Below are 12,196 nucleotides of genomic sequence, written 5' to 3'. Positions count from 1 at the left end.
TTATAAAGTTAATTTAAAACCTATTGAATATGTTCTGCTGCTCGGGTATGAGAAAATATCAACTCCTCTTCTAGAAGCGTCAGAACCAAAGGCGTTTACATCCGGATCAAACCAACTATAACCTGTAATCGTGAATACGTTTGTTACTGTACCGAAAACAGACAAATTGCTAATACCTTTTATGACTGAACCGAAATTGTAGTTTAAGTTGATTGTTTTTAGTCTGAAGTAAGAACCATCTTCTACATAACGATCGGAGAGTTTCATGTCACGAGTCATTGCAGTAGTGACGCGGGGCCATCTGGCGTTAGCTGCATTCTCTGGTGTCCAGCGTGAATCATAAGCATCTTGAGTGATGTTTGCAATACTGCTCATTCCGATATTAGTCAAGTTTCCGTTAAAAATATCATTTCCATGAGTTCCTTGGAAGAACAATCCCAAAGTCAGATTTTTCCATCGCAAATTGGCGTTCAAACCATAAATAAAATCAGGATTGGTATCACCGATGATGGCGCGGTCTTCTGACGTTATTTTTCCGTCATTGTTTTTGTCCAGATATTTGATTTCACCGATCATTCTGCGAGCCTCATCATCAGATGCTTTAGCATATATTGGATCTGCACGGACTTCTGCTATATTATCATAGAAGCCGTCTTCTATATAGCCGAAGATTGTTCCGATAGGTAGTCCGTTTCTTTGCAGAAATACTTCTTTGGCACTATACCATAATTGGTTAGCATATTGGTCAGCTGTTAAACCTCCGATTTCATTTTTATTAAAAGAGATGTTGCCGTCGAAGTCTAGGCTCCAGTCTTTTTTATCTAATGCAATGATTTTACCAGTTAGTTCAAGTCCTTTGTTTTTTACATGGCCGAAATTCGTCCACATTGTAGTATAACCAGTACTGTTCGGTATAGATACATTTTGTAGCAGGTCATTGGTTTTCTTGTAATAATAGTTAGCGGATAAACTAATTCTGTTATTCCAGAATCCCATGTCGAGTCCGACATTATATTGATCGGTTGTTTCCCATTTGAGTTTATCATTCAAAGGACCTTTGTAAGTTTGTCCTGCAAATCCGCTGCTTAATGTTCCGTCCAGAGGGTAATTGGATGGTGCAAGTGAAGCGATAGTCTGATAACTGCTGATAGCTTGATTACCGGTTTGACCGTAGCTGAGTCGCAACTTTAAGTTACTGAATATATTCAGGTTTTTGATGAATTCTTCTTCCGATATGGTCCATGCTACTGCTCCTGAAGCGAAGTTCGCGAATTTATTTCCCGGAGCGAAACGACTTGAACCGTCACGACGGAATGATGCTGTGAAAATATAACGATCCTTGAATGTGTAGTTGGCACGTCCTAATAAAGAGACTAGAACTGCTTGTCCTCGATAGCTGGCCGGTGTTTCAATATTTAATGCCTGACTCATATCGAAGTCTTGTGTGATGTCAGTCGGGAAGTTGGATGCATTCATTGTTTTTCCACCCCAGTCCGATTTTTCGTAAGTGAAACCGGCTACTACATTGAGATGATGTAACTTATTAAGTGTCTTATCGAAAGTAATCAATGATTCTGCTGTTAAGTTTTGCCAGAAATTATCACTTTTACCAGCACGTCCGTTGGATGCTTTACCTTCTCCTGTTTCACGATTGTAGTAACTTGCGCGATCGTTTACTGAATAACTGATACCTAGATTCTGACGGAATTTCAAACAGTCGAGGATTTTAATCTCGGCAAACGCAGAAGTAAATACATTGATTGACTTCAGCTCATCTTTAGCTGTATTAACGTATGTACGTGGATTGGCTGACAACCATGCATAAGAATCATCTTCTGTCTTGTCTCCTACATATAATGTCGGTAAATAAAGCATGGCAGAACGGATGATACTATAATCATAAGAATTTGACTTGGCAAACTTAGTTAACGAACGGGTGAAGTTGATATTTAGTCCCGTATTTAACCAAGGTTTCACATGGCTTCCGATGTTGGCACGAACAGCAAAACGTTCATAACCAGAATTCTTGATAATACCTGTCTGGTCTGTATAGTTGCCTGAAAATGCATAGTTGCTCTTTTCATTTCCTCCTGATACACTAAGATTGTATTCCTGTGTTAATGCATCTTGTAAGATCTCGTCCATCCAGTTGGTGCCTTCTACCCATTCTTTATTGCCGTATTCGTCTTCGCGATAACCCGGATTGAGATAATCTTCCGGTGAAGCATAGTATTTACCGGAATTGGGAACGATTTTATCGTTCTCGTCGCGACGGTAGTTCCATTTACCACGATAAGGAAGGTATGAATAAGGAAGATTGTCATAAGCAGCTCCATTGATTACACCCTCATTTACATAATTAGCATAGGTGTAAGCATCCAGCATTTTAACCATTTTGGCTATTTTGGAAAGTCCGAAATTGGCCGAGAACTCAACTTTAGCGTCTCCGGCACGACCTCTTTTAGTGGTAATCAATACGACACCATTCGCTCCGCGAGAACCGTAAATGGCTGTTGCAGAAGCATCCTTTAAAATGTCGATTGATTCGATGTCATTAGGGTTGATCAATGACAGAGGATTAGTGGTGGAGTTGTTGCCCTCGTTGGCTTTACTGCTTGGAGTATCTCCTACCTCAAACGGAATACCGTCGACAATGTAAAGTGGTTGTGAATTTGTAGAGAATGAGTTAGCACCACGTATGGTGATACTTACACCTGAACCGGGAGCACCATCACTCTGGTTTACTTGTACACCAGCTAATTTACCTTGTAGGGCTTGGGAAATGCTGGTCGGGTTACCAAGCATCAAGTCATCACTTTTAATAGAAGCAACGGCTCCGGATAAATCTTTTTTCCTCATTGTACCATAGCCGATAACTACTACTTCATCCAAAGATTGAGTATCATCTTTGAGTGAAACATTGATTGTTTTACGGTTTCCTACAGTGACTTCTGTTGTTTTATAACCGATAAAAGTATACTGAAGAACAGATTTTTGGCTTTCTACTGTTATAGTATATTTACCATTTAAATCACTGATGGTACCATTGTTTTTTTTAACTCCTAACTCAACAATATTAACTCCGGGAAGAGGTTCACCTTTACTGTCTGTTACAGTACCTTTAATTTCAATACCTGCTGCTGATGCAGCTGTATTTATCATCCAGAACATAATCAAAAAGAGCCAGACTCCTTTTGATCCTTTTAGCATCCGCACTTTTGAGCGGGGAAAAGAAAAGAGATTCTTTTTCATTTTTATCAAATTTAAAATTAACTTTAGTATAAAATCTCGTACATTTATTATTGATGCAAAGCTAGTAAATAAGGAATGTAAATTATTGACGTTATTTGCCTAAAACTGATATTATTTTATCATTCTTTATTTTTATAAATATGTGAGTTGTATTGTCGGATAAACTTACGGCTTTGACGTCCTGCAGGTTTTATTAAAGACTCGTCCCATCCTCCGTTTTTGTTTGCTCGCGGAAGAATCATGGAGCAAGTTTCGTTCTTGTCTGAAATGGACCAGTTAACCCAGCTGATCTTTTTGCTTTCCAGCCATTCTACCCAACGAGTCCATTCTGGTATATCTAATGGGCCATCGCCAGTACATTCCATGCCTGCACATTCAGACACAAAAATGGGAATTCCTTTTTCCCATGCTGCTTCAGCTCTATCCCGTAACTCTTGTTTATGAGTGGCGGCATAGAAATGGAGGGTATACATTATATTATTGAATCCTTCTAAAGGACTTTCTGCTACCAGGTGTAAGTCTTGGTCCCAGTGTGGGCTGCCTACAAGAATGATATTATCAGGATCATATTTACGTATTTCAGAGATAATATCAGTTGCATATTCTTTCACACTTTCCCAACTGTCTTCCATAGGTTCGTTGTATATTTCATAAATAATATGAGGATATTTTCCGTATTTCTGTGCCATCATTGAGAAAAATGCTTTTGCTTCTTTTTTTTGTGGATAATAAGTATGCCAGTCGATTATTATATAGAGGTCGTTTTTAATTGCCGCTTTAATCACTTTATTCATGCATTTTAATGCAAATTCCGGATTTTCAATGTAGTTGTCTTCAATAACTGTTCCCATGGCGGCGCGTAAAACGGTACATTTCCAATCTTTTTTCAACCATTTCACAGATTGCTTATTGTAAAATCTGGGCCATAGGTTGTGCCAGCCATAACTAACCCCTCTTAATACAATAGAGTCTCCGGTTTGGCTGCATAATTGATTACCTTTTACTTGTAGTTGTCCCCATTGTTTTACAGGATCTTTACTGTAACTGAATAATGATATCATGGAGAATAAGGTGATAAACAAAATGACTTTCTTCATTTTCATAATAAATTAGGTATAACATATAAGATGGACGTTGCAAAGTAAGCACAAAAAAAATATGTAAAAAAGTGCTTTGTTATCATATACTGATACTTTTCTTACTATTTATTTAAGGCAAGAGTATATTACCTTATTATATATACAAAAAAGATTAAGCCGGAAAATAAATATGATAACAGATGGCTTGAAGGTTAAAATAGTATATTGATTTGATAATAAAGTGGTTGTATGCTTATATAAGTTGCCGTACTTTTATGAATTAAATTTTATAGATAGATTCATGTTTTATTTTATATTTATCACCTTATGAAAAGAAGTATTTTTTTAGTTTGTTTTGTTGTTTTCGGGGTTGTGTCATTGTCGGCAATTGGCTCGATAGTCTCTGTAGCACAGTCGGGTTGGCAGACTGATAGTATATCTTATGGTATATCTCGAATGGTTGATATTGCATCTTTGCCCCTGTTAGATCGTGGAATCTCTGTCCATTATGAAGGTAGTATTGATAAAAGAGGAAAGAATGCCGACTGGGACTGGAGTCTTTACCAGGATCAACGTGGAGAATGGGTAATATTTGATGTTGATGGTCCGGGATGTATTTATAATCTTGTACAACATCGCTATATGAGTTCAAGTGATCCGCTCTTCCGTTTTTATTTTGATGGAGAAGAAACGCCTCGTTTTAGTTTACATTTATCTGAATTCGGAGAGAAAGAGCCTTTTATAAAACCTTTGGCTGAAAGTTATATTGGTCCGTTTGATAACGGAAGAGGGCCCATACGTGTTGCACGGAGTTTTGTTCCAATGCCGTTTAACAAGGGCTGCCGTGTAACCACCGATGTGAAACTGGAAGGTTATGAAAGAACCAAAGGTGAAGGAGGTTGGGGACATGTTGTATACCACACTTATGCGGACAATGGTATCAAGACCTTTACCGGGAAGGAGAATTATGATACTTTGATACAATTATGGAAGAAACAAGGAAGTAATCTTTTGTGCAAAGATCAATTGGCATATCATCGTAAGTCGGAACAAAAGATTAATGCTGGCGAATCCATTACTTTATTGGATGAAAAAGGAGAGGGAGCTATTGGTTCTTTAAAATTTTATTTTCCGGAGATTAATGAGCAGCACTTGCAGGATGTATGGATTCATATGTTTTGGGATGCTCATCAGCAACCCGATATTTCATGTCCTTTAGCGTGTTTGGGAGGCAACTCTTTGGGCTTTCACGATACCAACTATTTGCTGTCAGGATATAACACAGACGGTTGGTTTTATAATTATTTTCCAATGCCATATTGGAAGCATGCGAAGATAATAATTGAAAATCGTAGTGGCGTTCCTGTTTCTTTGGGATTCTCAGAAATAGCTGTTTCCAGGTCGGTTTATCCCACATCTAATACCGGATACTTTCGTAATACACCATATTATACCCGAAAACATGTGGCAGGAATAGATAGTCCGATAGCTGCTATTCAAGGAAGAGGAAAGATGGTTGCTGCTCATGTTACATGTCATGCCGAACGTTCACATATCATTTCTTGCGAGGGGGATGTTCGTGTATATATTGACGGCAAACGAACACCACAAGTTGAGAGTGACGGTTCTGAAAGTTATGTTTGTTATGGTTGGGGATTCCCGACCCCGCCTGAAGTGCATCCAATGGGAGGGTATGACGGTCTTTCGGATAACCCATGGTCTATGACTCGTTTTTGTATAGGCGATAGTTATCCTTTCTATTCAGAACTGAAGTTTGGAATAGAGTCGGGCGAATATAACAATCAGTATTTGGAACACTCGGGTACTATATTCTATTATGGTCAAGATAAAAATGTACTGGTGAAAACTGATAGTTTGGATTTAAACTCTTCTCGTTCTATTAAACGGCACTCTTATAAAGCTATGGGTAATGTACGCAGAACAAAATTGGAAAGTTTCTTTGAGGGAAATGAGGATCGTATTTTATATGTAGGAGAAACCGTCCGGTTTGAAAGTTTTAGTAGTTTTAGAGTGAATATATCTTCTCAAAATGAAGGAGTGCGTTTGCGTAGGTTGAGCGACCAAAACGATGTTCGACAAGCAGCCCGTGTTTTTGTTGATGGTGAAGAGGTTACAGAACGTTTATGGTATGTAGCTGATAGTAACCCTTATAAACGCTGGCTGGAAGATGACTTTGAAATTCCAGCCAAGTATACTAAGGGAAAGAAATCATTAAATATTCGTATCGTACCAGTTTCTATGTCTAAAGAGGGAAAAAATACTTGGAATGAAGCTGAATATCAGGTATTTTGTTATAATAATTAAGTGTTATAAATCAGTACCACCGTGTACGCCACATAACAAAGTATCATAATCCCTCCTTCGATTCTCGTGATAGTCCTTTTGGCAAAGAACAGCCCGAATAACCAGAGCAGGATACCGGAACCTACTAGCGTAAACAGGTCGAAGTTGGTAATTCCGCTAAGATGGAGAGGGGTGATGCTGGCGCTACATCCCAGTACAAAGAATATATTGAAGAGGTTACTACCGATTACATTTCCAATGGCAATTTCCGGATTCTTCTTTAATGCGGCAACGATAGACGTAGCCAGTTCAGGAAGGGAAGTACCTCCTGCAACCAGTGTCAGTCCGATAATCGATTCGCTGACACCCAGGTTGCGGGCGATGCCCGTAGCGCCGTCAACAAACAACTGACCTCCAAAAATAAGGGCAGCCAAGCCTCCGATGATATAAAGAATGGATTTCCACCAGGGGAGTGATTTGATTTCTGTCTCCTCTTCTATGGTCGGAGGTGCTATCTGTCCCGCCTGTTCCGTTGTGCCCGGCTTGGAGGCGATGGCAAAGGTGTAACCCATGAAGATGACAAAGAAACAAAGTAATAATAAGCCGTCTACTCTGTTCAGGATATTCTCCGGAGCTTTATCTAGAAATACATCATTGGCACAAATCAGCAAGACAATAGAAGAAAGTATGCAGAGCGGTATCTCTTTTCTAAGTGTGTTGCGGGTGATGACAATCGGGGCGAATAAGGCCGTGCAGCCCACAATCATCAACGTATTGAAAATGTTACTTCCCACCACGTTGCCTATGGCAATATCCGCGCTTCCTTTGAGAGCAGAAGATACACTGACCGTCAGTTCCGGGGCAGAAGTGCCGAATGCAACGATGGTAAGTCCGATCACGATGGGAGGGATGTGAAAGCGCTTGGCTACCGAGGCGGCACCGTCTGTTAATCCGTTAGCTCCTAGAAGAATGAGGATTAATCCCCCGATAAGTAATAATATATTCATATTTTTTTCTCTTTTAGTGGCAAAGATAATCAATTTGGAAATGGTAATGTCAAAAACAATCCGTATGTTTGCTCTGTTTTTAATGAAATGTTAGATTAACCTTAATTATAATCAAGGAATATAAGGTATGGAAATAAATAAAATAAAACGGTCGTTACTGGTGTTGTTCTTTTCTTTCCTGGCAATCGGGGCGCAAGCACAGTTGGAACAGGCGGTTAAGAAGATATTTGCCGGAGATACAATAACGGGCGGACATGTTCCTTTGAAGCGGGATTCGGATTCTATCCATCTGGTGAATATGCGGAAATCATTGGAAGAAGCCCGGCTCAACGAGGCGAATATGCGGATGGAAATGGAGCAGATGAAGCTCCAGATGGCTACCGCCGACTCCGTAAAATATGCACAGCAGCGACAGCGTATCGACTCCCTGCGGCAGTTCACTAAGGGCATGCCGGTAGTGGCGGACGGTGATACCTTATTTTACCTTTTCACCAAACGTGGCGGATATACTCCCCAGCAACGTGCACAGATGACCGGTGCAGCGATCGAAGAAATAGGAAGACGTTTTAATCTGAAACCCGATTCTGTTGCTATTGACCATTCGGACATTGTTTCCGATTTGATGTACGGCAGCAAAGTACTGCTTTCTCTTACCGATCAGGACGCCTTGTGGGAAGGAGTCTCTCGTGATTCGCTGGCTAAAGAAAGACAGCAGAACGTTGTCGCCAAACTGCATGAGATGAAAGCGGAGCACGGACTTTGGCGAATGGCAAAGCGTGTGCTCTATTTTGTGTTGGTAATTGTAGGACAGTATTTTCTGTTCCGCTTGACCAACTGGTTGTTCCGTAAACTGAAAGCGCGTATTTTGCGTCTGAAAGACACGAAGATAAAACCGGTATCTATCCAGGGATATGAATTGCTGGATGCGCAGAAACAGGCAAACCTGTTAGTATTCCTGTCCAGTATCGGGCGGTATATACTGATGGGATTGCAACTACTGTTTACCGTACCATTGATTTTTATCATCTTCCCGCAGACAGAAGGGTTGGCATATCAACTGTTGGGATATATATGGAATCCGATTCGCGCTATCTTTGTGGGTATCATTGACTATATTCCTAAGTTGTTTACCATTATCGTTATTTGGTATGCTGTGAGGTATCTGGTGCGTCTCGTCTTGTATCTGGCACGTGAAGTGGAAGCAGGACGACTCAAAATCAACGGCTTCTACCCGGACTGGGCGATGCCGACTTTCCATATCGCCCGTTTCCTGCTTTATGCATTTATGATTGCGATGATTTATCCTTATCTTCCGGGCTCCGATTCCGGTGTGTTCCAAGGTATTTCGGTATTTGTCGGATTGATCGTTTCGCTCGGATCAAGTACGGTTATCGGTAATATTATTGCCGGACTGGTGATTACTTATATGCGTCCGTTCAAGATGGGCGACCGGATCAAATTGAATGATACCACAGGTGATATCATCGAAAAAACTCCTCTTGTCACCCGTATCCGGACTCCTAAAAATGAGGTTGTGACTGTTCCCAATTCATTTATCATGTCGTCTCATACAGTAAACTACAGTACTTCAGCCCGCGAATATGGATTGATTATTCACTCGGAAGTATCTATCGGCTATGATGTTCCCTGGCGGCAGGTTAATCAGATATTGATTGATGCTGCGTTGAACACTCCCGGTGTGGTGGACGATCCGCGTCCGTTTGTGTTGGAAACTTCGTTGAGCGACTGGTATCCGGTCTATCAAATTAATGCTTATATCAAACAGGCAGATAAGATGGCACAGATTTATTCGGATTTGCATCAGAATATTCAGGATAAATTTAATGAGGCCGGCATTGAAATCATGTCACCGCACTATATGGCAGTTCGGGATGGAAATGAATCGACCACTCCCAAGGAGTATCAGAAAAGCAATAATCCTTCTAATAAAGCCGGAGAAGAAAGTAAACCTGAATAGTTTTTTCAATTCATTCATCGTACCCATTCATTCGGCAATTAGTTTTTGTTCATAATATCCGTTACACCCAGAACCGTCTACTATATGGAAGTTGTTTTTTGTCGAACATTTTTACACTATAGTGTTTGGGTTGCATTTATTGGGGATATTTGCTACTGTCGTGTTCTGTATAATGAATATCAAAACGTCCGTTAGTCAGCCGTTTGCCGTTACCGAATGTGACACTGATGATTTTCATTTCTGTGTCGAAACGGCTTATGAAAGCTGTTCCGTCTTCCAGCTCTTCTCTTCCGAACTCTATATCGGTAATCGTTGATTCTTTGCCTTCTTGGGGCGATAAAATAGTGAAAGATAGATTGATACCGGGCTTTACTGAAACATTAACGGAGAGTTTGTCTTCTTCTGTGTAATAGTAGAATGAATCATACGTCCATACATACGAGTGTCCCCAATTCAGGTATCGCCCTCCCACATAAACCCAGCCGTCCATTAGGCAACCGAATGTGTTGGCTCCTGTAGTGGTGGCAGAAGGCAAAACGGTGATGTCGATCGATTCGTTTTCCGTTTCTTTACAGCTCCAAAAGCTGATGATGGAAAAGAGAATGAGTATATATTTCTTCATAGTGCTTTTTTTAGTGGATGTTAGAAATAATAGGATAATCCCGTAGTGATGTTTAGTCGCGTGAGGTTGACATCATCATTTGAATTGAGTTTTACAGTAACCTTTTCTTCGTGATAGTAAGTCCTCATTCTAAGTAGTTCGCTATACATATATTGCACTCCTAAACTGACTCCCAAGTTGGGATTCAGCTTATAGGTAAGATTGGCATTAGTGAGGAGACCGATAGTGAAGGCTCTTACTTTTCGTGTGTTGCCGAATACCTCGCTGTTGTTCCGTAGAATGACTCCGCCGGGACCGGTTGTCACCCGGATTTGCCAATGTTTGGTATTGGCATTACACATTCCGATTTGCGTACCGATGAAATGAATCCATAAATGGTCTTTTCCTTCAAGATGGCTTCCTTTGGAAGAAAATCCGGTGTAGATTCCTCCGAAGATAAAGCGTTTGAGAGGACGGAAGTGGTATTGTCCATCCCAGCTTACGCCTTGTGCAAGTGTACGTTGGTAGCTGTGGGTACTTAGCGTTAGCGTGGGAGGGTTATGAAACATCACACCATAGCCGGCATGAAACGAGAACTCATGTCGCTCAAAATCTCTCTGTGAGAAAAGCCGAGTATGACAGGACAGCGTGAATACGATTAATAATAGAATCGCTTTTACGGGTGTTTGATTCATCGGGATTAGTTTAGATTGTGTTTCTTTTTGCAAAAATAGCAAATAGTTCAGACTTTCTCGCAGCGGATGATGACTTTTTGCCCATTATTTAATGTGCTGGCAAATAAGTAAGTATCTCCTCCTTCTGTCAGATGGAGCCGTTTGCGAAGTTCGGCCACTGTGGCGGGAAAGTTGCGGACAGTCACATTTGCTTTTTTCAGATCTGCCAGATTCTCCTTTACTTCTTTTTTATTGAAACTGCACTGGTTGACAATGCGGAAGATTCTTCCGGGGAAGTTTTCAATGAAAGAATCGGAGGTATAAAGATGACTGTTGGGGTGCAGTTTCCGGACGGGGTAGGCTGCGGCAATGCTGCGGAAGGCACCGGCTTTCAGAAGAGATGCATTCGGCTCGTAAAGGTAATTTCCTAAAGAATCGGTATAAGTACATTGGCTACGCTGCTCCTGTTCGCGGGTGAATACGAGGTGTTGTTCTTCTTGAGTCCCTTTCGTGAGGAGGTTTACACAATGAATGGTGATTTCTGTCGGTGATGTTTGTCCGAGTAGGATGAGTAGTTCCTTACATTCGTTATTGACGGATAGGATATGAATTTCCTGCGTATGTTTCAGCTCTTTTAGTGCCAATGAAAGATCGAGCATGGGAGAGAGTTTTATCATTACCCGGTTGGCTTTGTTAAGCAGAAGAGCTTCGAGTTCGGCTACGTTCGGTTCGCAGTCGGAGATGGCGACCGTTTTTCCGCCGTGTTCATTGCGGCGGGCAGGGTCGAGGAAGATACAATCTACGGGGGACATTGATTGCAGATAGGCTACTCCATCCTCATTTCTTACGTTTATATGGTTTAGATTCAGGATGGGAAAGTTGTGTGCCGCTATTTCACAAAGCTCTTCCTGGCGTTCTACATAAGTGGCGGACTTGAATCCGGTGGCAAGAAAAGAACAGTCTATGCCGAAGCCTCCGGTGAGGTCGGTCAGCGAATCTCCCTGCAAAAGACGGGCTTTGTAGCGGGCAGTGATTTCAGAAGAGCATTGCTCTAGCGACAGATGTTTCGGATACCATATCTCTTCTATTTCTCGCCATGAGGGAATCTTTTCGGCGGCAACCTGTCTTCCAGCAATTTGGGTGATGACAGTCGGCATATCTATATCCGGATACTTTTTAGCTTGTAAAGCCAGTGCACGTACATCGTCCGATGAATGTTCGCGGATAAAAAGTTGAGTTTCGGGGGAGATTTGTATCATGGCGTTATTGTGTTATAGGATATTACAATGAATCGTTGAGCA

At 41.1% G+C, this 12,196-nt stretch carries 8 protein-coding genes; 2 read left to right on the top strand and 6 right to left on the bottom strand.

Going from position 1 to position 12,196, the window contains the following annotated elements:
- Both Bovatus_RS14795 and Bovatus_RS14790 read right to left on the bottom strand, forming a co-directional pair.
- Positions 1–3,252, bottom strand: a complete 3,252-nt coding sequence (locus Bovatus_RS14795; RefSeq protein ID WP_004298393.1) for a SusC/RagA family TonB-linked outer membrane protein — start codon at positions 3,250–3,252, stop codon at positions 1–3.
- Between the two features lie 119 nt (positions 3,253–3,371).
- Complete coding sequence (locus Bovatus_RS14790) at positions 3,372–4,349, bottom strand: glycoside hydrolase family 5 protein (protein ID WP_008642318.1); 978 nt, start codon at positions 4,347–4,349, stop codon at positions 3,372–3,374.
- A gap of 309 nt (positions 4,350–4,658) precedes the next feature.
- Here Bovatus_RS14790 and Bovatus_RS14785 point away from each other — a divergent pair, with 309 nt between their 5' ends.
- The gene (locus tag Bovatus_RS14785; RefSeq protein ID WP_004298387.1) at positions 4,659–6,656 is read left to right on the top strand and encodes a DUF2961 domain-containing protein; all 1,998 of its coding nucleotides are present in this window, start codon (positions 4,659–4,661) and stop codon (positions 6,654–6,656) included.
- Here Bovatus_RS14785 and Bovatus_RS14780 read toward each other — a convergent pair.
- Positions 6,653–7,642 carry a calcium/sodium antiporter gene (locus tag Bovatus_RS14780; protein WP_004298386.1) on the bottom strand — a complete coding sequence of 330 codons (990 nt, stop codon included), beginning with the start codon at positions 7,640–7,642 and terminating at the stop codon, positions 6,653–6,655. The genes Bovatus_RS14785 and Bovatus_RS14780 overlap by 4 nt on opposite strands.
- A 127-nt stretch (positions 7,643–7,769) precedes the next feature.
- On the opposite strand from Bovatus_RS14780, the gene Bovatus_RS14775 reads away from it, so the two are divergent.
- Positions 7,770–9,620, top strand: a complete 1,851-nt coding sequence (locus Bovatus_RS14775; protein WP_004298383.1) for a mechanosensitive ion channel family protein — start codon at positions 7,770–7,772, stop codon at positions 9,618–9,620.
- Positions 9,621–9,756: 136 nt separating this feature from the next.
- Here the strand turns inward: Bovatus_RS14775 and Bovatus_RS14770 are convergent, their stop codons facing one another.
- From Bovatus_RS14770 to Bovatus_RS14760, 3 genes are read right to left on the bottom strand one after another with little or no spacing between them, the layout of a single operon-like run.
- On the bottom strand, positions 9,757–10,242 hold the full coding sequence (locus Bovatus_RS14770) for a Riean_0653 family protein (RefSeq protein ID WP_055234439.1): 486 nt from the start codon (positions 10,240–10,242) through the stop codon (positions 9,757–9,759).
- 20 nt (positions 10,243–10,262) lie between these two features.
- Positions 10,263–10,916, bottom strand: coding sequence for a hypothetical protein (locus tag Bovatus_RS14765; protein WP_004296614.1), 654 nt, complete (start codon positions 10,914–10,916; stop codon positions 10,263–10,265).
- 47 nt (positions 10,917–10,963) lie between these two features.
- Positions 10,964–12,154, bottom strand: coding sequence for a class I SAM-dependent methyltransferase (locus Bovatus_RS14760; protein WP_004296613.1), 1,191 nt, complete (start codon positions 12,152–12,154; stop codon positions 10,964–10,966).
- Positions 12,155–12,196 lie beyond the last annotated feature (42 nt).

The sequence above is a fragment of the Bacteroides ovatus genome, from assembly GCF_001314995.1.
Taxonomy (GTDB): Bacteria; Bacteroidota; Bacteroidia; order Bacteroidales; family Bacteroidaceae; genus Bacteroides; species Bacteroides ovatus.
The sequence above is the reverse complement of the archived record's forward strand: the minus strand, read 5'-3'. Positions and strand labels throughout refer to the sequence as shown.